At 67.4% G+C, this 20,899-nt stretch carries 19 protein-coding genes; 10 read left to right on the top strand and 9 right to left on the bottom strand.

Translation table 11 applies throughout. The features are described 5' to 3' along the window. Nucleotides 1–94: 94 nt before the first annotated feature. Together ASC81_RS06030 and ASC81_RS06025 are read right to left on the bottom strand one after the other, a co-directional pair. Nucleotides 95–1,348 carry a branched-chain amino acid ABC transporter substrate-binding protein gene (locus ASC81_RS06030; RefSeq protein WP_056263761.1) on the bottom strand — a complete coding sequence of 418 codons (1,254 nt, stop codon included), beginning with the start codon at nt 1,346–1,348 and terminating at the stop codon, nt 95–97. Nucleotides 1,349–1,434: 86 nt separating this feature from the next. Then, nucleotides 1,435–3,081: a 3-(methylthio)propionyl-CoA ligase gene (locus ASC81_RS06025; protein WP_056263759.1), complete on the bottom strand. Its 1,647-nt coding sequence runs from the start codon at nt 3,079–3,081 to the stop codon at nt 1,435–1,437. 183 nt (nt 3,082–3,264) lie between these two features. Between ASC81_RS06025 and msrB the strand changes: the two genes are divergently transcribed. From msrB to ASC81_RS06005, 4 genes are read left to right on the top strand one after another with little or no spacing between them, the layout of a single operon-like run. Further along, a complete protein-coding gene (gene msrB / locus ASC81_RS06020; protein WP_056264366.1) occupies nt 3,265–3,687 on the top strand; it encodes a peptide-methionine (R)-S-oxide reductase MsrB in 423 nt (140 codons plus the stop codon). After that, on the top strand, nt 3,684–4,316 hold the full coding sequence (locus ASC81_RS06015; RefSeq protein ID WP_056263757.1) for a septation protein A: 633 nt from the start codon (nt 3,684–3,686) through the stop codon (nt 4,314–4,316). The genes msrB and ASC81_RS06015 overlap by 4 nt, the downstream gene beginning before the upstream one ends. Then, on the top strand, nt 4,313–4,588 hold the full coding sequence (locus ASC81_RS06010; protein ID WP_056263756.1) for a BolA family transcriptional regulator: 276 nt from the start codon (nt 4,313–4,315) through the stop codon (nt 4,586–4,588). The genes ASC81_RS06015 and ASC81_RS06010 overlap by 4 nt, the downstream gene beginning before the upstream one ends. A 59-nt stretch (nt 4,589–4,647) precedes the next feature. Beyond that, nucleotides 4,648–5,451 (top strand): peptidylprolyl isomerase, encoded by an 804-nt coding sequence (locus tag ASC81_RS06005; RefSeq protein WP_056263754.1) that lies wholly within the window; start codon nt 4,648–4,650, stop codon nt 5,449–5,451. Nucleotides 5,452–5,495: 44 nt separating this feature from the next. Here ASC81_RS06005 and ASC81_RS06000 read toward each other — a convergent pair whose 3' ends face one another. Next, entirely contained in the window at nt 5,496–6,167 is a 672-nt protein-coding gene (locus tag ASC81_RS06000; protein ID WP_056263753.1) for an ABC transporter ATP-binding protein, read from the bottom strand. On the opposite strand from ASC81_RS06000, the gene ASC81_RS05995 reads away from it, so the two are divergent. Next, a complete protein-coding gene (locus ASC81_RS05995) occupies nt 6,166–6,810 on the top strand; it encodes an arylesterase (protein WP_056263751.1) in 645 nt (214 codons plus the stop codon). The two genes, ASC81_RS06000 and ASC81_RS05995, sit on opposite strands and share 2 nt — an antisense overlap. 12 nt (nt 6,811–6,822) lie before the next feature. On the opposite strand, the gene ASC81_RS05990 is transcribed toward ASC81_RS05995, so the two are convergent. Further along, entirely contained in the window at nt 6,823–8,733 is a 1,911-nt protein-coding gene (locus ASC81_RS05990) for a DUF6600 domain-containing protein (RefSeq protein WP_056263748.1), read from the bottom strand. Between the two features lie 73 nt (nt 8,734–8,806). Further along, nucleotides 8,807–9,346: a peptide deformylase gene (gene def / locus ASC81_RS05985; protein WP_082536279.1), complete on the bottom strand. Its 540-nt coding sequence runs from the start codon at nt 9,344–9,346 to the stop codon at nt 8,807–8,809. Nucleotides 9,347–9,406: 60 nt separating this feature from the next. Between def and ASC81_RS05980 the strand changes: the two genes are divergently transcribed. From ASC81_RS05980 to ASC81_RS05960, 5 genes are all read left to right on the top strand, one after another. Next, nucleotides 9,407–10,363 (top strand): MBL fold metallo-hydrolase, encoded by a 957-nt coding sequence (locus tag ASC81_RS05980; RefSeq protein ID WP_056263745.1) that lies wholly within the window; start codon nt 9,407–9,409, stop codon nt 10,361–10,363. 297 nt (nt 10,364–10,660) lie between these two features. Continuing rightward, nucleotides 10,661–13,195, top strand: a complete 2,535-nt coding sequence (nirB, locus tag ASC81_RS05975) for a nitrite reductase large subunit NirB (protein ID WP_056263743.1) — start codon at nt 10,661–10,663, stop codon at nt 13,193–13,195. Between the two features lie 20 nt (nt 13,196–13,215). After that, nucleotides 13,216–13,545, top strand: a complete 330-nt coding sequence (gene nirD / locus ASC81_RS05970) for a nitrite reductase small subunit NirD (protein ID WP_056263741.1) — start codon at nt 13,216–13,218, stop codon at nt 13,543–13,545. 162 nt (nt 13,546–13,707) lie between these two features. Next, the gene (locus ASC81_RS05965; RefSeq protein WP_056263740.1) at nt 13,708–14,520 is read left to right on the top strand and encodes a formate/nitrite transporter family protein; all 813 of its coding nucleotides are present in this window, start codon (nt 13,708–13,710) and stop codon (nt 14,518–14,520) included. Continuing rightward, the gene (locus ASC81_RS05960) at nt 14,520–16,241 is read left to right on the top strand and encodes a bifunctional protein-serine/threonine kinase/phosphatase (protein WP_082536278.1); all 1,722 of its coding nucleotides are present in this window, start codon (nt 14,520–14,522) and stop codon (nt 16,239–16,241) included. The genes ASC81_RS05965 and ASC81_RS05960 overlap by 1 nt, the downstream gene beginning before the upstream one ends. Here the strand turns inward: ASC81_RS05960 and ntrC are convergent. From ntrC to glnA, 4 genes are all read right to left on the bottom strand, one after another. After that, nucleotides 16,238–17,704, bottom strand: coding sequence for a nitrogen regulation protein NR(I) (gene ntrC, locus ASC81_RS05955; RefSeq protein WP_056263738.1), 1,467 nt, complete (start codon nt 17,702–17,704; stop codon nt 16,238–16,240). The genes ASC81_RS05960 and ntrC overlap by 4 nt on opposite strands. Before the next feature lie 33 nt (nt 17,705–17,737). After that, nucleotides 17,738–18,835: a nitrogen regulation protein NR(II) gene (glnL, locus tag ASC81_RS05950; protein WP_056263736.1), complete on the bottom strand. Its 1,098-nt coding sequence runs from the start codon at nt 18,833–18,835 to the stop codon at nt 17,738–17,740. A 32-nt stretch (nt 18,836–18,867) separates the two neighbouring features. Next, nucleotides 18,868–19,371 carry a hypothetical protein gene (locus ASC81_RS05945; RefSeq protein WP_056263734.1) on the bottom strand — a complete coding sequence of 168 codons (504 nt, stop codon included), beginning with the start codon at nt 19,369–19,371 and terminating at the stop codon, nt 18,868–18,870. Between the two features lie 96 nt (nt 19,372–19,467). Beyond that, nucleotides 19,468–20,883: a type I glutamate--ammonia ligase gene (gene glnA / locus ASC81_RS05940; RefSeq protein ID WP_056263731.1), complete on the bottom strand. Its 1,416-nt coding sequence runs from the start codon at nt 20,881–20,883 to the stop codon at nt 19,468–19,470. Nucleotides 20,884–20,899: the final 16 nt, after the last annotated feature.

Raw genomic sequence — 20,899 nt, 5'->3', positions numbered from 1 at the left:
GAAGACTTGATCCAAGGCGGTGGCCGGCAAAGTCAGAAGAACGCGCCGCCGGTAAAGGCGGCGCGGCGAGTCAGGCGCTCAGGCGATCGGGTGATCAGCCGGGCCTTTTCATTTGGCAGGACGTGGGCGTGGACGAGACGTAGCTGTCGAACTGCTTCACCGGCGCCAGCGTCATGCCCGTCTTCTCGGGGCTGTAGGGATGCTTGGCATCGGCCTTCTGCCAGACCGAGATGAACAGCGGCTGCTGCAGCTGGTGGTCGCTCTTGCGCATCGTCACTTCGCCGTTGAAGCTCTTGACCGTCAGGCCTTCCAGTGCGGCCGCCACCTTGACCGGGTCGGTGGACTTGGCATTGGCCATGGCCTGGCTCAGCATCGTGTAGATGTGCTGGATGCTGTTGGTGTACATGTCGTCGTTGAAACGCTTGTTGTACTCCTCGGCCATCTTCTGCGTCTCGCCACCCATGTTGTAGTGGCTGTAGGCGACCTGGTAGACGCGGCCGGCACCGCCGGTGCCCAGCGCCGTCGGCGTGCCGGTCACGCCGGTGTAGTAGGTGAAGAACTTGCCGTTGTAGCCCGACTCGTTGGCGGCCTTGACGAGCAGGGCCAGGTCCGAGCCCCAGTTGCCGGTGATGACGGTGTCGGCACCGCTGGCCTTGATCTTGGCGACGTAGGGCGCGAAGTCGCGCACCTGGGCCAGCGGGTGCAGGTCCTCGCCGACCACCTGGATGTCCGGGCGCTTGCGAGCCAGCGTCTCCTTGGCGTACTTAGCGACCTGGTGGCCGTGGGCGTAGTTCTGGTTCAGCAGGAAGACCTTCTTGACGTCCGGCTGGTCCTTGATGAAGGAGGACATCGCTTCCATCTTCATCGACGTGTCGGCGTCAAAGCGGAAGTGCCAGTAGCTGCACTTGCTGTTGGTCAGATCGGGGTCCACCGCCGAGTAGTTCAGGTAGACGATTTCCTTGCCCGGGTTGCGCTCGTTGTGCTTGGTGACCGCGTCGCTCAGCGCCAGTGCCACGCTGGAGCCGTTGCCCTGCATGATGTAGCGGATGCCCTGGTCGGCGGCGGCTTTCAGCAGGTTCAGCGACTCGGCCGGGCTGAGCTTGTTGTCGAAGGTGACGACCTCGAACTTCACCCCGGCGGGGTTGCTCTTGTTGAACTTCTCGCCAAGGAACTGGAAGGTCTTGACCTGGTTCTGGCCGACCGGACCCATCAGGCCCGACAGCGCGTCGATGTAGGCCAGCTTGACGGTCTCGCCCTTCTGGGCATGGGCGGCGCCGGCCGCGAGCACGAGGGCTGCGGCGGCCGAAAGCGTGCGCAAGGTGAAGCGGACCGAAGTGTTGTCGAACATGCTTGTCTCCTAGGGGTTATGGCTTTGATGCGGACGGAACTTAATGCAGCCGGCTCGCGCTGAAGTTGCGGGCTTACCCGCGACCGTCAGGCGCCCGGCAACTTGTGGTTCAGGAACTGGTCGCGAAGCTTGAGCTTCTGCACCTTGCCGGTGGCCGTGTGCGGAATCTCGCTGACGAAGGCAACGTCGTCGGGAATCTGCCACTTGGCGATGCGGCCGTCGTAGAAGGCAAGCAATTCCTCCCGCGTGACCGTGGCCTCGGGCTTCTTGACGACGACCAGCAGCGGCCGTTCGTCCCACTTGGGATGCCTGGCCGCGATGACGGCGGCCTCGTGCACGGCCGGGTGGGCCATCGCAATGTTTTCAAGGTCGATGGAGCTGATCCACTCGCCGCCGGACTTGATGACGTCCTTGCTGCGGTCGGTGATCTGCATGAAGCCGTCGGCATCGATGGTGGCCACGTCGCCGGTCGGGAACCAGCCTGGCTCGCCATCCACGCTGACCAGCGGCGAGTCGTCGTGGTTGAAGTATTGGGAGATGACCCAGTGCCCGCGCACGACGAGATTGCCGGCGCTCTGTCCGTCCCAGGGCAACGAGCGGCCGTCGTCGTCGACGATGGCCATGTCGACGCCGTAGATGACGCGGCCCTGCTTCTCCAGCAGGCGCTGCTGCGCTTCGGCCGGCAGGTCCAGCTGGCGCGTCGTCAGCTTGGACAGCGTGCCCAGCGGCGACATCTCCGTCATGCCCCAGGCGTGGATGACCTCGATGCCGAAGTCCTCCTGCAGCGACTTCATCATGGCCGGCGGGCAGGCAGAGCCGCCGATGACGGTGCGCTTGAAGGTCGAGAACTTGAGCTTGTTGGCCTTGACGTAATTCAGCAGGCCCAGCCACACCGTCGGCACGCCGGCGCTGAAAGACACCTTCTCGCCCTCGAACAGCTCGTACAGGCTCTTGCCGTCCAGGTGCGGCCCCGGCAGCACCAGCTTGCAGCCGACGATGGCCGCGCTGTAGGGCAGCCCCCAGGCGTTGACGTGGAACATCGGCACGACCGGCAGGATGACGTCGCGGCCAGAGCAGTCCATCGCATCCGGCAGTGCGGCGGCATAGGCATGCAGCACCGTCGAGCGATGGCTGTAGACAGCGCCCTTGGGGTTGCCCGTGGTGCCGGACGTGTAGCAGATGCTGGACGCCGTGTTCTCGTCGAATTGCGGCCAGGCGTAGTCGCCGGCCTCGGCGTCCAGCAGCTCGTCGAAGCACAGCAGATTCGGAATGGCGGAGTTCGCCGGCATGTGGGCCCGCGAGGTCATCAACACGAAGTGCTGCACCGTCTTGAGTAGCGGCGCGATCTTCTCGACCAGCGGCAGGAAAGTCGCGTCAAAGCAGAGCACGCGGTCCGCGGCGTCGTTGGCGATCCAGACGATCTGCTCGGGAAAGAGGCGCGGATTGATCGTGTGGCAGACCAGGGCCGAGCCCGAGCTGCCGTAGTAGATCTCCACGTGACGATGGCCGTTCCAGGCCAGCGTCGCGACGCGGTCGCCCGGCTCGCAGCCCAGCCGAGCGAAAGCCTGTGCGGCCTGGCGCGAACGGCGCGCCAGCTCGCGCCAATTGCTGCGGTGCAGGTCGCCCTCGACCCGTTTGCTGACGATTTCGGTCTCGCCCGAATGCCGCTCGGCGTGCTTCAGCAGCGACGAGATCAGCAGCGGATCCGACATCATCCGGCCCATCAATGCCATGCTTGTCTCCTGGCGTCTTATCGATTCAGTCTAGCCCGCGGTTTCAGACCATGAACGTCACAACCGCGACCTTCGGACCCCGGGGAAACACCCAGGAAAGCCAGGGCCAGCCCCCGCTCACTAGACTCCACCATCAAACACTGCCGGCCCGGCTGACCCAAAGCCTTGAATGCCTTGTTCATCATGAGTGAATCCAGCAAGAACTACCCCGTCCAGAAGACCGACGCCGAGTGGCGCGAGCAGCTCGACCCGATGCAATACCAAGTCGCCCGCCAGGCTGGCACCGAGCGCGCCTTTACCGGCAAGTACTGGGACCACTTCGACAGCGGTCACTACAACTGCATCGGCTGCGGCACGCCGCTGTTCGAGGCGGACACCAAGTTCGATGCGGGCTGCGGCTGGCCCAGCTACTGGGCGCCAGTTAACAGCGAGGTCGTCGAGCGCATCGTCGACCGCAGCCACGGCATGGTGCGCGTCGAGGTCAGATGCAACAAGTGCGGCAGCCACCTCGGCCATGTCTTCCCGGACGGCCCCGAGCCGACGGGCGAGCGCTTCTGCATCAACTCGGCCTCCATCGATTTCGTCAAGGACAATCCCGGCGCATGAAGCTGCTGCTCGACTTCCTTCCGCTGATCCTCTTCTTTGCCGCGTTCAAGTTCGCTGAAGGCAACCCCGACGCCGCGGCCGGGTTTTCGACGGAGCATTTCGGCTTCCTCGTCCAGGGTGGCATCGTCGGCCCGCAAGAGGCGCCGGTGCTGTTGGCCACCGTCGTCGTCATGATCGCGACGCTGGCGCAGGCCGCCATCCTCAAGCTGCGCGGCAAGAAGATCGACCTGATGCTGTGGATCAGCCTGGCCCTCGTCGTCGTGCTCGGCGGCGCGACGGTCTGGTTCCACAACGAGACCTTCATCAAGTGGAAGCCCACCGGCCTGTACTGGGCCATGGCGCTGACGCTGTGGATCGCGCAGGCTGCCTTCGGCAAGAACCTGATCCAGAAGATGCTTGGCGCCGAACTGCCATTGCCCGATGCCATCTGGCTCAAGCTCAACCGCGCCTGGGTGCTGTTCTTTGCCGCGATGGGTATCGTCAACCTCTACGTCGCCTACAACTTCTCGACGTCGGCCTGGGCCAATTTCAAGGTCTTTGGCGTCACCGGCCTGATCCTGCTGTTCACGCTGGCGCAGGGCCTCTTCCTGAGCAAATACCTGCCGCAGGAAGAGGACACCAAGCCATGATCGCTGTGGAGATCGAAAGGCGGCTGCGCGCTGAACTGGCGCCGGTGCAACTCGACATCCGCGATGACAGCGCCCAGCACGCCGGCCACGCCGGGGCCCGCGAGGGCGGCCACTTTCACGTGACCGTCGTGTCGGATCGCTTTACCGGCCTGCAAAGGCTGGCCCGGCACCGCCTCGTTTATCATGCTTTGTCTGACCTGATGCAGCGTGGCATACACGCGCTGGCAATTGATGCCCGAACACCGGGCGAGTCCGGATCAGGTCAAGCGTGATCGAACCCTGCGCCCATTTTGGGCGCGATTTTTTTAGCCTGAATCACACCCCCACCCTCATGAAGAAGTTTGCGCTCGCCGCCGTCGTCGCGGCCACCATCTCGGCCCTGTTGCCGGCTGCCGCAATCGCGCAGAACGTCGCCACCGTCAACGGCAAGCCCGTGCCCAAGGCGCGCGTCGAGACGCTGATCCAGCAGGTCACCAAGAGCGGCCAGCAGCAGCGCTCGCCCGAACTCGAAGCGCAGGTCAAGGACGAGGTCGTGCGCCGCGAGATCTTCATCCAGGCGGCCGAGCAGCGCGGCATCCCGCAGACGGCCGACTACAAGACGCAGCTGGACCTGGCTCGCCAGATGTTGCTGATCCGTGGCCTGATGGAAGACTTCAAGGCCAAGAACCCGGTGGGTGACGCGGAGGCGCAGGCCGAGTACGACAAGTTCAAGGCCGCCAACACCGGCAATGAATACCGTGCCCGCCACATCCTGGTCGAGAAGGAAGAAGACGCCAAGGCGCTGATCGCCCAGATCAAGGCCGGCGGCAACTTCGAGGAACTGGCCAAGAAGAACTCCAAGGACACCGGCTCGGCGACCAATGGCGGCGACCTGGACTTCGCCAACCCGAACAACTTCGTGCCCGAGTTCAGCAAGGCCATGACGGCGCTGCAAAAGGGCGAGATGACGCAAGAGCCGGTCAAGAGCCAGTTCGGCTATCACATCATCAAGCTTGAAGACACGCGGCCCGCGACCTTCCCGGCGTTCGACGACGTCAAGGCGCAGATCAAGCAGCGGATCGAACAGCAGAAGATGGGCGAGTTCCAGCAGAGCCTGGTCGACAAGGCCAAGACCGACTACAAGTTCAGCAAGTAAGCCGTCCCGCTGCGACGACCAAGCCCGCCACCCGGCGGGCTTTTTTATTGCACGAGGCGCCCGGCCTCGATGCGCAGCTGCCGCTCACAGCGCGTCGCGATCTCGCGGTCGTGGGTCACCAGCACCAGCGTCGTGCCAGCCTCCCGGTTCAGCTCGAACATCAGCGCCATGACCTGGGCGCCGGTCGCGAAGTCGAGGCTGCCCGTGGGCTCGTCAGCCAGCAGCAGCGCCGGGCGCAGCACGAAGGCACGCGCCAGTGCAACGCGTTGCTGCTCGCCACCCGACAGCACGCGAGGATAGTGCCCGAGGCGCTCGCCCAGCCCGACACGGCCCAGCATCGCCGCGGCCTGCTCGCGGGCCTCGCGGTCGCCGCGCAGCTCCAGCGGCAGCATGACGTTCTCCAGCGCCGTCAGATTGGGCAACAGTTGAAAGCTTTGGAACACGAAGCCGAGTTCGCGTGCGCGCACGGCGGCGCGCTCGTCTTCGCTCAGGCTGAACAGATCCTGCCCGCGCAAGCTGACCGTACCGTCGCTCGGTGTGTCCAGGCCGGCGAGGATGGCCAGCAACGTGCTCTTGCCAGAACCCGAGGCGCCGACGATGGCAACGGACTCCTGTGCGGTCAGTGCAAAGCTGATGTCATGCAGAATCGTCAGCTCCCCGGTCGCGTCACGTACGCGCTTGGTGATCTGATCAACTTTGACGAGGACTTCTGGCATGTCGGGACTGCGGCGGCGGGCGATGGTGGCGCACTTTAGCTTGGGGTTGCTGGCCGGCTGGACGTCAGGGTCGAGCGCGGCGGCCGAGGCACCGGTGATCCTGGTCGTTGGCGACAGCCTGTCGGCCGAATACGGACTCAAGGCCGGCGCCGGCTGGGTGGCGCTGCTGCAGGCACGCCTGGCTGCGCAGAAGAAGCCGCACCGCGTCGTCAACGCCAGCATCAGCGGCGACACGACCTCGGGCGGCCGCAGCCGGCTGCCTGCCTCGTTGCGCACGCACAAGCCGGCCATCGTCATCCTGGAGCTGGGCGGCAACGACGCGCTGCGCGGCCTGCCGCTGGCCAGCACGCGCGACAACCTGCTTGCCATGGCGCGTGCTTCGCAGGCGGCCGGCGCCAAGGTCATCGTCGTCGGCATGCAGGTGCCGCCGAACTATGGCGGCGCCTACGGCCGGGAGTTCGAAGGCCTGTTCGCCGAGGTGGCCAAGCAGGCCAAGGCCAGCCTGGTGCCCTTCCTGTTGAAGGGCGTCGCGGACCGGGAAGATGCGCTGGAATGGTTCCAGCCCGACCGCATCCATCCGCTGGCCAAGGCGCATCCAGCCATGCTGGACAACGTCTGGCCTGCGCTGAAGCCGCTTCTTTAGGCGGCTCGCGCTTCAGCGTTCCTGCTGCCGCTCACGCGGCGATTTGTCGCGCACCGGCACGCCGTCCTGGCGGCCGCGCTGCGGGCCTTCGCTGCGCGGCGGCGCCTGGACCTGAGGTTGCGGCTGGGGCTGCGGCATCTGCATGCGCGGTGGCTCGGGCTGGCGCATCGGCATCTCGACACGGCGCGGCTGCTCCACCACCTGCGGGCGCTCTGGCATCGGCATGCTGCGCGGCTGCTCCGCCTGGGGCATGGGCTGCGGCATGACGCGGCGCGGCTCTTCGCGGCGCTCCTCTCGGCGTTCGTCTCGGCGCTCCTCGCGCTGCTGCGGGTTGTTGCGCCACGGCATGTTGTCGCCACCACCACGCGGCGACTCGAACGCTGGGCGCGGCTGCTGCACGGTCGGCACCGGCGATTGGATCTGCGGTTGCTGCGGCTGGGCCACCGGCATGGCGGGCTGCGGGTTCGGCGCATCGGGCCCGCGCTGGACCTCGCGTCGCAACGGCAGCTGGCTTTCACTGCGCCAGCCCATGCCGGGCTCACGCTCGCGGTCTCGCTGGCGCGGCAGGCCCGCCTCGACCGGGCGTGTCGGCGCCGCGGGCAGCACGGCTGCCAGGTCGCCGCGGCCAGGTGCCGTCGGCAGCGGGCGGTTCCAGCCCGGCTCGGGCCGGCGGTCGGGGCCGCGCACGGGCATGGGCTGGATCGCCGCACCCGGCGCCGGCAGCGTGCTGACGGCCTGGGGTACGTCGCGATAACGGTGCGGGCGCTGCACGGTCACCGGGTCGCGCAGGTCGCGCGGGTCGTTGACGCGGTGGACATAGCGAGGGCTGTGGCGAAAGCCGGGCCGGTAGACCTCGCGCGGCGCCAGCGGATACCAGCCGTAGCGCGGCGGTGGTGGGCGGTGCCCGATGCTGATGCCCACGCTGACCGAACCGCCACCCACCCAGCCCACCAGGGCCGGTGCGTAGACGGGGCGGTGCACGTAAGGACCCGGCGCCCAGCACCAGCGCCCGCCCCAGCTGACCCAACGGCCGTAATGGAAGGGTGCGAAGCCCCAGGGCGCGTCGTCCACCCAGGTCCAGCCCCAATGGCGAGACCAGGCCCAGCGGCCGTGGCGATAAGGGGCCCAATCAGCGGCGACGACGGTGGTCGGGATCCAGACGGTGCCGTACTCGGGCGCGGTCTCCCAGCGGCCATAGCGGTCCAGGTCCTCGGCACCGGTCATCTCGGGCGAGACATAGCGCGCGACGGCGCGGTCGCCCTCCTCGCGGCTCTCGGCCAGCACCCAGTCGCCGAAGCCGTCGCTGTACAGCGGCGAGCGCTCGGCGCGCGGGCCATCGGGCCACCAGAGTTCGATCTGCTCGCCCGCACCCAGGTGCACCGGCGAGGCGCTGCGCGTCCAGTCGAAGCGCATGCGTCCCTGCCAGACGTAAACCTTGCTGCCCCGGTCCAGCTGCTCGACACGGTAGAGGCCTTCGCGCTCGGGCTGGGCCAAGCCTTCGCGAGTACGCAGCTGTGTCTCGGCCGCGTTCTCGGGCGAGCGCAGCCGCAAAGCGACGTCGCCGCGGTCCAGCTGCAGCAGCGTCCGACCGTCATCGAGCTGGCTCAGCTCGAGGTCGCTGCGCTCATCGACCCAGATGGTCGTAGACCCGGTGCGCAGGCTGATGCGGGCCCGCTCGTCGGTGCGCAGGCGGTCGCCCTCGCCGACGGTCTGGTTGCGCGTCAGTCGCGTCCATTCGCGCGTGTCCGGATCGAACAGCCAGGCGTCACCGACGACTTCGACAACGCGCGCGGCACGCGACGGCGGGTCGCGGTCGGCGTCTTCCGCCTTGGCCGCGGGGGCCAGGGCAAGCAGCAGGGTCATCGCCAGGATGCGCCAGCGGCTGCGGATCAGGACAAGCTTGGAATCGGCGAGCGTGGCCATATCGGGAGGCTCCTTTGCGGCAAGCTAACGCGGCGGCCCATGGCGCGGTGCACGACGTTTACAAACTTTGCAATCAATCGTCGTCGCTATTCGGGTCCAGTTCGGGGAAAAGCACAGACGTGAAGCCGAAACGCGTGAAATCGGTGACCCGCATCGGGTAGAGGATGCCGTCCAGGTGATCGCACTCATGCTGGACGACGCGGGCGTGGAAGCCATCGGCGACGCGATCGATGGGCTGCCCATCGGCATCGAAGCCGGTGTAGCGGATGCGCTCGTCGCGTGCCACCACGCCGCGCAGGCCGGGCACGGACAGGCAGCCCTCCCAGCCCTCGGTCCTTCCGCCGTCCAGCACTTCGATCTGCGGGTTGATCAGGACGGTCGGCGGCACGGGCGGCGCCTCGGGATAGCGCACGTTCTTGCTGTAGCCAAAGATGACCAGGCGCAGGTCCACGCCGATCTGCGGCGCGGCCAGCCCGGCGCCGTTGGCTGCGGCCATGGTCTCGAACATGTCGGCGATCAGCGCCTTCAACTCGGGCGTGCCGAACTCGGTCACCGGCTTGGCGACCCGCAGCAGGCGTGGGTCCCCCATCTTCAAAATCTCGTGAACGGCCACCGGGGCCTCCTTCGGCTATCGTGACCGGTGATTCTAGGAAGCCCCCCTTCCCCACGCTGCATGCTTGATTTCATCGAAGACCTCGGCCACGGCATCTACGCCATCGACACCGGCTTCCAGCGCCCGCGCTTCGACGCGGCCTACCTGATGGTGGAGGACGGCCGCGCGGCATTCATCGACACCGGCACCAACCACGCGGTGCCACGCCTGCTGGCCGCCCTCGATGCGCTGGGGCTGACGACAGAAGCGGTGGACTGGGTCATTCCCACTCATGTGCACCTCGACCACGCCGGCGGCGTCGGCCTGTTGATGGAGGCCCTGCCCCGCGCCCGCGCGCTGGTGCACCCGCGCGGCCTGCGCCACATGGTCGATCCCAAGGCGCTGTGGCTGGGCGCGCTCGCCGTCTATGGCGAAGACGAGATGCAGCGCAGCTACGGCAAGCTGGTGCCCGTGCCGGCCGAGCGCGCCGAGGCCAGCCATGATGAACAGGTCGTCCACCTGGCCGGCCGGCCGCTGCGCCTCATCGACAGCCCCGGTCACGCCAAGCACCACCACGCGATCTGGGATGAGACGAGCCGCAGCTGGTTCACCGGCGATACCTTCGGCCTGTCCTACCGCGCCTTCGACGTCGACGGCCGCGCCTGGATCCTGCCGACCAGCACCCCGGTGCAGTTCGAGCCCGAGGCGCTGAAGGCCACCGTCGCGCGCCTGCTGGCGGCCGAACCGGTGGCGATGCAGGTGACGCACTACGGCCGCATCGGCGGCTCGGTCGCCGAGGTGCGGCGCCTGGCCGCGGTGATGCTGGAACAGGTCGACGAGATGGTCGCGCTGGCCGAGTTGCTGCGCAGCGCGCCGGACCGGCACGACAGGCTCAAGGCCGGCCTGCTGGACGGCTATCTCGCGCGGCTGCGCGCTCATGGGCATGCCGCCGGCTTGGAAGCCGCCGAATGGCTGGCGCTGGACGCCGAGCTGAACGCCCAGGGCCTGGAAGTGATGCTGGACCGCCCGGCCCGCTGACGGGGCGACGCGCCCCGCGGCGGTGCGCCGCATCGCACCGCTGCAGTGCCGCCGCGCCGTGAACACGGCGCCCCCACCCGGGCGATGCACGTCAGCGGCGCAGGCATGCGTCTTGCGAAGTCCTGCCTGAGGTGCTGCGCTGAAGCCGCCCTTTGCTTCCGCAGAAGCATCGCCAAAGGCGGCGAACCTCCTCTTCCGGCCCCGACCGAGCAGCCCGCTGCTCTCGGGGCCTTCTTACTGGTCCCTCCGACCTGGCCGCACCCGGTCCGGTCGGCGCAGCCTGCTTCGATCAAACACATGCACATCGTCCTCATCGGCCACGGAATGGTGGGCCAGAAATTTCTTGAATCCCTCGCCGAGGGCCCCGCCGCCGGCGACGTGCAGGTCACGGTGCTGTGCGAGGAGCCGCGCCCGGCCTACGACCGCGTGCACCTGTCCGAGTTCTTCTCGGGCAAGTCAGCCGAGGACCTGTCGCTGGTGCCGCCGGGCTTCTTCGAGAAGCACCCCGGTTTCCAGCTGCGCCTGGCCGCCAAGGCCGTGGCCGTCGAGCGGCGTGACAACACCGTCACGTTGGCGAACGGCGAGGTCGTCCCCTACGACAAGCTGGTGCTCGCCACCGGCTCGTATCCCTTCGTGCCGTCGGTGCCGGGCCGCGACCGGCCGCACTGCCATGTCTACCGCACCATCGAGGACCTGGAAGGCATGCAGGCCAGCGGCAAGGTGTCCAAGACGGGCGTCGTCGTCGGCGGCGGGCTGCTGGGCCTGGAATGCGCCAAGGCGCTGCGCGACATGGGGCTGGAGACGCATGTCGTCGAGTTCGCGCCGCGGCTGATGGCCGTGCAGATCGACGAGGGCGGTGGCCGCGTGCTGCGCAAGAAGATCGAAGATCTCGGCGTGCAGGTGCACACCGGCCGCAACACGCTGGAGATCACCGACGGCGCGACGGCCCGCCACCGCATGGTGTTCGCCGATGGCACCTGGCTGGAGACCGACATGATCGTGTTCTCCGCCGGCATCCGCCCCCGCGACGAACTGCCGCGCCAATGCGTGCTGGCGATCGGCCCGCGCGGCGGCGTCGTCATCGACGACCACTGCCGCACCAGCGACCGCAACGTCTACGCCATCGGCGAGGTCGCGGCCTGGAACGAGATGACCTATGGCCTCGTGGCCCCCGGCTACGAGATGGCCCGCGTCGCCGCGCGCCACATCACCGGCGATGCCGACGCCGCCTTCCCCGGCGCCGACCTGTCTACCAAGCTCAAGCTGATGGGCGTGGATGTCGCCAGCATCGGCGACGCCCACGGCAAAACGGCCAACTGCCGCAGCTACCAGTTCGTCGACGAGCGCAAGCAGGTCTACAAGAAGCTCGTCGTCAGCGAGGACGGCCAGTTCCTGCTCGGCGCCGTGCTGGTGGGCGACGCGGCCGAGTACGGCACGCTGCAGCAGATGCAGCTGAACGGCATCAAGCTGCCGGCCGACCCGGAGTTCTTGATCCTGCCCAGCAGCGACGGCAAGGCCAAGGTGGGCATCGGCCCGGACGCACTGCCCGACAGCGCCCAGCTCTGCTCGTGCAACAACGTCACCAAGGGCCAGATCTGCGCGGCCGTCGGCGAGGGCGCCACGACGATGGGCGAGATCAAGGCCTGCACCAAGGCCGGCGCCACCTGCGGCGGCTGCGTGCCGCTGGTCACGCAGGTGATGAAGTTCGAGATGAAGAAGCGCGGCATGGCCGTGAACAACCACATCTGCGAGCACTTCCCGCATTCGCGCCAGGAGCTGTACCACCTCATCCGCGTGGGCGGCATCAAGACCTTCAGCGACCTGATGGCCAGGCACGGCAAGGGCCTGGGCTGCGACATCTGCAAGCCCGCCGCCGCGAGCATCTTCGCGTCCTGCTGGAACGAGTTCGTGCTGGAACCCAAGCTGGCCGCGCTGCAGGACAGCAACGACTACTACCTCGGCAACATCCAGAAGGACGGCAGCTATTCCGTCGTGCCGCGCATGCCGGGCGGCGAAGTGACGCCCGACGGCCTGATCGCCGTGGGCCAGGTCGCCAAGAAATACGGCCTGTACACCAAGATCACCGGCGGCGCCCGCGTCGACATGTTCGGCGCCCGCGTCGAGCAGCTGCCCTTCATCTGGGAGGAGTTGATCGCCGCCGGGTTTGAATCCGGCCACGCCTACGGCAAGTCGCTGCGCACGGTGAAGAGCTGCGTGGGCAGCACCTGGTGCCGTTATGGCGTGGACGATTCGGTCGGCCTGGCCGTCGAGATCGAGAACCGCTACAAGGGCCTGCGCGCGCCGCACAAGATCAAGTTCGGCGTGTCGGGTTGCACGCGGGAATGCGCCGAGGCGCAGGGCAAGGACGTCGGCATCATCGCCACCGAGAAGGGCTGGAACCTGTATGTGGCCGGCAACGGCGGCATGAAGCCGCGCCACGCTGAGCTGATCGCCAGCGACCTCTCCAAGGCCGACCTGATCAAGTTCATCGACCGCTTCCTGATGTTCTACGTGCGCACGGCCGACCGCCTGCAGCGCACCAGCACCTGGCGCGACAACCTCGAAGGCGGTCTGCACTACCTGAAGGACGTCGTCATCAACGACAGCCTGGGCCTGGGCGCCGAGCTCGAAGCGCAGATGCAGGCCGTCGTCGACACCTACCAGTGCGAATGGAAGACGGCCGTCAACACGCCCGAAGTGCGCCAGCGCTTCCGCTCCTTCGTCAACAGCGACCAGCGCGACGAGCAGATCGTCTTCGTCGAGGAGCGCGGCCAGATCCGCCCCGCCCGCCCGGAAGAGCGCGCCGAAGAGCGCGAAGCGCAACCCGCCTGAGCCCAGCCAAGGAGTACCGCATGAGCCAGCACTTCACCGCCGTCTGCCACATTGACGACATCCTGCCCGACACCGGCGTCGCCGCCCGCGTGGGCGACCGCCATGTGGCCGTGTTCCGCATCGGCAGCGACCGCTTCCACGCCATCGACAACATCGACCCGCGCTCCGGCGCCAGCGTGCTGTCGCGCGGCCTGGTGGGCAACCTCGGCGAGCGCGTCGTCGTCGCGTCGCCCCTCTACAAGAACCACTTCGACCTGACCACCGGCGAATGCCTGGAGGCGCCCGAGCAATCGGTGCGTGCCCATGCCGTGCAGGTGCAGGACGGCCGCGTGCTCGTCGCGCTGGCCTGAAACCCCTCGCCTTTCTGGCGGCCTGCGAGCGCCGCCAGGAGGGTCGCTCCACGTGGCAACGACGCCACGAATCTCATCGAACTGCAGACGCCCTCAGCCGGACTGGCTGGGGGCGTCTGTGCTTTGGACACCCCTTCGCCTCAACCTCAACACGAGACAACCATGGCCTACGTCGTCCCAACCGAATTCGTCACCAAGATGGTGGATGCCGGTGAATCCAAGCTGCTGATGTCCACCCGCGACACGCTGATCCGCGCCTACATGGCCGGCGCCATCCTGTCGCTGGCCGCCGCGTTCGCGGTGACGGTGACCGTCAACACCGGCAACCCGCTGATCGGCGCCATGCTGTTCCCGGTCGGCTTCATCCTGCTCTACCTGATGGGCTTCGACCTGCTGACCGGCGTGTTCACGCTGGTGCCGCTGGCCGTGCTGGACAAGCGCCCCGGCGCCACCTGGGGCGGGTGCTTTCGCAACTGGACGCTGGTGTTCTTCGGCAACTTCGCCGGTGCGATGACGGTGGCCGTGCTGATGGCGATCATCTTCACGTTCGGCTTCAGCGAGGCGCCCAACGCGGTAGGCCAGAAGATCGGCCACATCGGCGAGGGCCGCACGGTGGGCTACTCGGCGCACGGCGCGGCGGGCATGCTGACGCTGTTCGTACGCGGCGTGCTGTGCAACTGGATGGTGTCCACCGGCGTCGTCGCCGCGATGATGTCGACCTCCGTCTCCGGCAAGGCCATCGGCATGTGGATGCCGATCATGGTGTTCTTCTACATGGGCTTCGAGCACAGCATCGTCAACATGTTCCTGTTCCCCTCGGGCCTGATGCTGGGCGGCAACTTCACGATCATGGATTACCTGATCTGGAACGAGATCCCCACCGTCATCGGCAACCTCGTCGGCGGCCTGACCTTTGTCGGTCTCACCCTCTACGCAACTCACTACAAGACCGCGCCCAAGCGCGCGCTGAGCTGATGACGCTGCGGCTGATCGTCGGCCAGCATTCCGAGGCCGGCCGCAAGCCGCTGAACCAGGACTTCCACGGCGTCGCGCAGCCGACCGATGCGCAGCGTCGCTCGCGCGGCATCGCGCTGGCCATTGCCGATGGCATCAGCAGCAGCGCGGTCAGCCAGGTTGCCAGCGCGGCCGCCGTGCGCGGTTTCCTGGAGGACTACTACGGCACCTCCGAAGCCTGGACGGTGCGCCGCGCCGCGCACTGCGTGCTGGCCGCCACCAACGGCTGGCTGCACGCCGAGAGCCAGCGCGGTGACGGGCGTTTCGACAAGGACCGCGGCCACGTCTGCACCTTCAGCGCGCTGGTGTTCAAGGGCCGCGAGGTGCACTTGCTGCACGTGGGCGACACGCGGGTCTACCGCGTGCACGCCAACGCGCTGGAGCAGCTGAGCCAGGACCACCGGGTGCGTGTCTACGGCGGCCAGACCTACCTCGGCCGCGCCCTGGGCGTGAATGCGCACCTGGACATCGACTACGCCAGCTGGCCCACCGAGGTCGGCGAGACCTTCCTGCTGGCGAGCGACGGCGCCTACGAGTTTCTGGACGTCGCCGTCATCAACGAGACGCTGACCCGGCATGGCCCGGACATGCAGGCGGCGGCCGAAGCCCTCGTCGCGGCGGCGCTTGCGCGCGGCAGCGAAGACAACGTCACCGTGATGCTGGCGCGCGTCGAGTCCCTGCCAAGCCCGCTCACCTCGCCCCTGAGCCGCGACGGACTGCGCCTGCCACCCCCTCTGTCGCCACGGCAGACCTTCGAGGGCTACCGCGTCGTGCGCGAGCTGCAGCAGACCGCGCGCAGCCAGGTCGTGCTCGCGGTCGATGCAGCTGGGCGCGAATGGGCGCTCAAGCTGCCCACGGCCGACCTCGTCGGCAACGCGCGCGAGCTGGACCGCTTCTCCACCGAGGAATGGGTGGCCCGGCGCATCGACAGCCCGCACGTCATCAAGGCCGCGCCGGCCGAACAGAAGCGCGAGCACCTGTTCACCGCCGTCGAGTTCATCCATGGCCAGACGCTGGCGCAATGGATGACCGACCACCCCAAGCCATCCCTGGACGAGGTGCGCGGCATCGCCGACCAGATCGCCCGCGGCCTGCAGGCGCTGCACCGCAAGGAGATGCTGCACCAGGACTTGCGGCCCGAGAACCTGATGATCGACCGGCAGGGCACCGTCATCCTCATCGACCTCGCCTCCGCGCATGTGGCCGGCTTGAGCGAAGGCCTGGGCGACGCACGCGCGCTGGAACTGGCCGGCACGCTGCAATACACGGCGCCGGAGTACTTCACGGGCGAGGGCGGCTCACCGGTGGCCGAGCTGTTCGCACTGGCCGTGCTGGTCTACCAGATGCTGACCGGCGCCCTGCCGTACGGCCTGCAGGTTCCGCAGGTGCGCGGCGCGCGCGACCTGCACAAGCTGCAATACGTGCCGCTGCGCACGCGCCGCCCCGACCTGCCCGAATGGCTGGACCGCGTGCTGCGCAAGGCGCTGCAGCCCCAGGCGGCGCGACGGCAGCAGGCGTTGTCGGAGTTCCTGCATGACCTGCATGCGCCGGGGCCGGAGTTCATGAAGCGCGACCGCACGCCGCTGCAGCAACGGCATCCGCTGCTGTTCTGGCGCGGGTTGACGGTGGTGTTTGGGTTGGCGACGGTGGTGTTGCTGGCACTGCGCTGGGGCGGCCATTAAACGTCCAGGCCGAGTTCCTGGATCTTGCGCGTGATGGTGTTGCGGCCGATGCCGAGCTTCTGCGCCGCCTCGATGCGGCGGCCGCGGGTGATGTCCAGCGCGGTCAGGATCAATTGGGCTTCGAAGCGCTTAGTCAGCGCGTCCCACACGTCGGTCTCGCCGGCCGCGAGACGGGCGCGGGCGTCGGCGGCCATGTCGGCCAGCCAGCCTTCGCCGCTGCTGGTGCTGGCCGGTGCCGCAGCAACGGGCGCGGCGGCGGCCACATTGGGCAGCCCGTTGGTGACCTGGCCCGGTGACGGCGCGGCGACGTAGCCGGGCTGGATTTCGTCGGGCAGATCCTTGGGCTCGACGGTCTGGCTGGGTGCCATCACGCTGAGCCAGTGGCAGATGTTCTCCAACTGCCGCACGTTGCCGGGGAACTCGAAGTTGGTCAGCACGACCAGCGCCGCATCGGACAGGCGCTTGGGCTCCACACCCAGCTCGGTCGCGCTGCGTTGCAGGAAGTGGCGGGCCAGCGAGGCGATGTCTTCCTTGCGCTCGCGCAGCGGTGGCAGACGCAGGCGGATAACGTTGAGGCGGTGGAAAAGATCCTCGCGAAACACGCCCTGGCGCACGCGGTCTTCCAGGTTCTGGTGGGTGGCGGCGATGACGCGCACATTGCTGCGCATCGGGCTGTGGCCGCCGACCCGGTAGAACTGGCCGTCGGAGAGCACACGCAGCAACCGCGTCTGCAGCTCGAAAGGCATGTCGCCGATTTCATCGAGGAAGAGCGTGCCGCCGTCGGCCTGCTCAAAGCGGCCGCGCCGCGAGGCCTGCGCCCCGGTGAAGGCGCCGCGCTCATGGCCGAACAGTTCGCTTTCCAGCAGGTCCTTCGGGATGGCCGCCGTGTTGATCGCGACGAACGGGCCTTCGCCGCGCGGGCTGTGCTTGTGCAGGGCGCGGGCCACCAGCTCCTTGCCAGAGCCGCTTTCGCCGGTGATCATCACGGTGACATTGCTTTGCGATAACCGCCCAATTGCACGGAACACGTCCTGCATGGCCGGCGCCTGGCCGAGCATCTCGGGCACCTGCGCCGCAGCCTCCTGCTCGCCGGCCTCGCGCTGGCTTTCTTCCTGCGCGCGGCGGATGAGTTCAACGGCGCGCGGCAGGTCGAAGGGCTTGGGCAGGTATTCGAAGGCGCCGCCCTGGAAGGCGGACACGGCGCTGTCGAGGTCGGAGTAGGCGGTCATGATGATGACGGGCAGCGCCGGCAGGCGCGCCTTGACCTTGGCCAGCAGTTCAAGCCCCGAGCCGCCGGGCATCCGGATGTCGGACACCAGCACCTGCGGTGAATCGTCCTCGAGCGCGGCGAGCATGTCGCGCGCATTGCTGAAGCTGCGCACCGGCAGCCCCTCGCGGGCCAGGGCCTTCTCGAGCACAAAGCGGATCGAGTGGTCGTCGTCAACAACCCAGATGGATTTCATGCGGTTCCTCAGCCGCGCCCCTCACCTTGTGAGTTAGGGCAACGGCAGCGTGATTCGGAAATTCGTCAGGCCCGGCTCGCTCTCGCAATCGATCATCCCCTGGTGCTGTTGGGCAATCGTCTGCGCGAGCGTGAGTCCGAGCCCCGAGCCGCCCTCCCGCCCTGAGACCAGGGGAAAGAAGATGCGATCCCGGATCTCGGCGGGGACGCCGGGACCGTTGTCCTCGATATGCAATTCCAGTGCCAAGCGCCAGCGCTGCTTGCCGATGGTCACCTGCCGGGCGACCCGCGTGCGCAGCACGATGTGGGCGTCGCCGGCGGAGATGCGCGCACCCAGCACCTGGGCGGCGTTCTGCACGATGTTCAACACCATCTGGATCAGCTGCTCGCGGTCGCCGCGGAAGTCGGGCAGCGAGGTGTCGTAGTCGCGCGGGATGTCCAGGCCCTTGGGATATTCGATGAGCACGAGCGCCCTCACCCGCTCGCAGATCTCGTGGATGTTGACGTCGCCGACCACCTGGGCGCGGCGGTGCGGCGCCAGCAGCCGGTCGACCAGGCTCTGCAGCCGGTCGACCTCGTGCACGATGACCTGGGTGTATTCGGTCAGCCCGTTGTCGCTGTCCTGCAGTTCCAGCGCCAGCAGCTGCGCGGCGCCGCGGATGCCGCCGAGCGGGTTCTTGATCTCGTGGGCCAGGTTGCGGGTCAGCTCCTTGGTCGCCTGCACCTGGTCGAGGTTGCGCTCGTCGCGGTCCTGCCGGGCCTGCTGGGCGATCTCGATGAGCTCGACGAGCACGCGCGGCGCGCCGTCGTCGGCCGGGTCCATCTGCGACACGATGACGTGAACCGGCAAGCCGTCTTCATGCGCCCAGGCGCCGCGGCGCAGCAGCGCATCGAAGCGGCTGCTGGAGTAATGGTTGGCAGCCACGCCGGCCAGGGTTTCGGTCAGGCGCTGCACGTCGTCGATCCAGTCGGGCAGCTGGGCCTTCTGCGCAGCGCGGCGCGACAGCCGCATGACGTTCTCGAAGGCGGCGTTGGCGAACAGGCATTCGCCGTCGGCACCGACGACGACGACCATGGTGGCAAGCAGGTCGAGGCCGGCAAATTCGGCCGGCAGGAGAGAGGTATCAGTCATGGCGCCTGGGAACTCCCGAGGCGCCGCGCGTCTCAGGAGGGGAGTTTTGCGATCTCGCGCCTGAGCGCCTGCACATCGGCCTCGTAGCGCGCGATGTTGTCCTTGAGCTCGGCCATGCGGTCGAGGTACTTCTGGTAGTTGCGCTCGTCGCCGCGGCGCTCGCCCTGGCCGTTGCCGAATTCCTTCTGTGCCATGGCGAGGCGCTCTTCGGCCGCGCGCAGCTCGGTTTGCAGCACCCGGCGGCGCTCGTCATCGCGCACACGCTGCTGGCCGGCGTCGACACGGCTGTCAGCACCGCGCTGCCCCTCGGCGACCGGCGCAGCCGGCGCGGCACCTGCGTTCGCACGCGGCCTGGGCGACTGCAGCACGGTGATGGGCGTGCCTTCGATGGTGCGGCAACCCTTCTCGTTGGCTTCCTTGGCGCTCAACGCGTCGGTGTAGAGCACCGGCGGGCCAGGACAGCGGTAGACCGTGCCCTGGGCTTGCGCGCCCAGGCTGGCCAGGATGAACAACGGTGCCAGCAGTCGATTCAGCATGGCGGGATTGTCGCGCAGAGATGTAAACGAAAAAGGGGCCGCGCGGGCGGCCCCTCTCCGGGGATGACCAGGCAGCGGGAGTGCTGCCCGTGACCATCACAGCGCGTAGTACATGTCGAACTCGACCGGGTGGGTCGCCATGCGGAAGCGGGTCACTTCCTGCATCTTCAGCTCGATGTAGGCGTCGATGTAGCTGTCGGTGAAGACGCCGCCCTTGGTCAGGAAGGCGCGGTCCTTGTCCAGGTAGTCCAGCGCCTGGTCCAGGCTGTGGCAGACGGTCGGGATCTTCGCGTCTTCTTCCGGCGGCAGGTGGTAGAGGTCCTTCGTGGCGGCTTCGCCCGGGTGGATCTTGTTCTCCACACCGTCCAGGCCGGCCATCAGCAGTGCGCTGAAGGCAAGGTAGGGGTTGGCGGAAGGATCGGGGAAGCGCGCTTCGATGCGGCGGCCCTTGGGGTTGCCGACGTACGGGATGCGGATGGAAGCCGAGCGGTTCTTGGCCGAGTAGGCCAGCTTGACCGGGGCTTCGAAACCAGGCACCAGGCGCTTGTACGAGTTCGTGCCGGGGTTGGTGATGGCGTTCAGCGCGCGAGCGTGCTTGATGATGCCGCCGATGTAGTACAGGGCGAACTCGCTCAGGCCGGCATAGCCGTCACCGGCGAACAGGTTCTTGCCGTCCTTCCAGACGGACTGGTGAACGTGCATGCCGCTGCCGTTGTCGCCAACCAGGGGCTTGGGCATGAAAGTCGCGGTCTTGCCATAGGCGTGGGCGACGTTCTGGATGATGTACTTCTGCAGCTGCAGCCAGTCGGCGCGCTGGACCAGCGAGCTGAACTTGGTGCCGATTTCCATCTGGCCGGCGTTCGCCACTTCGTGGTGATGCACTTCGACCGGGATGCCGCACTGCTCAAGGATCAGGCACATCTCCGAGCGCATGTCCTGGCCGCTGTCGACCGGGGGCACGGGGAAGTAGCCGCCCTTGACGGTGGGGCGGTAGCCGCTGTTGCCGTGCTCGTACTCCTTGGAGGAGTTCCAGGCGCCTTCTTCCGATTCGATCTTGAAGAACGAGCCGGACATTTCATTGCCCCAGCGCACGCTGTCGAAGATGAAGAACTCGGGCTCGGGGCCGAAGTAGGCGGTGTCGCCCAGGCCGGACGCCTTGAGATAAGCCTCGGCGCGCTTGGCCAGCGAGCGCGGATCGCGCTCATAGGCCTTGCCGTCGGCGGGGTCCACGACGTCGCAGGACAGGATCAGCGTCGGCTCTTCGAAGAACGGGTCGACGTTGGCGGTGTTGGGATCGGGCATGAGCAACATGTCCGAAGCTTCGATGCCCTTCCAGCCGGCGATGGAGGAGCCGTCGAAGGCGTGACCCGACGTGAACTTGTCTTCATCGAAATGGGAAACCGGCACGGTGACGTGCTGCTCCTTGCCACGGGTGTCGGTGAAGCGGAAGTCAACGAACTTGATTTCGTTTTCCTTCACCAGGTTCATCACATCGGCGACGGTCTTGGCCATCAATAGCTCCTAGCGG

The organism is Pelomonas sp. Root405 (assembly GCF_001425165.1).
Taxonomy (GTDB): Bacteria; Pseudomonadota; Gammaproteobacteria; order Burkholderiales; family Burkholderiaceae_C; genus Pelomonas.
Note: the sequence above shows the minus strand (reverse complement) of the source record. Positions and strands in the feature narration are given on the sequence as shown.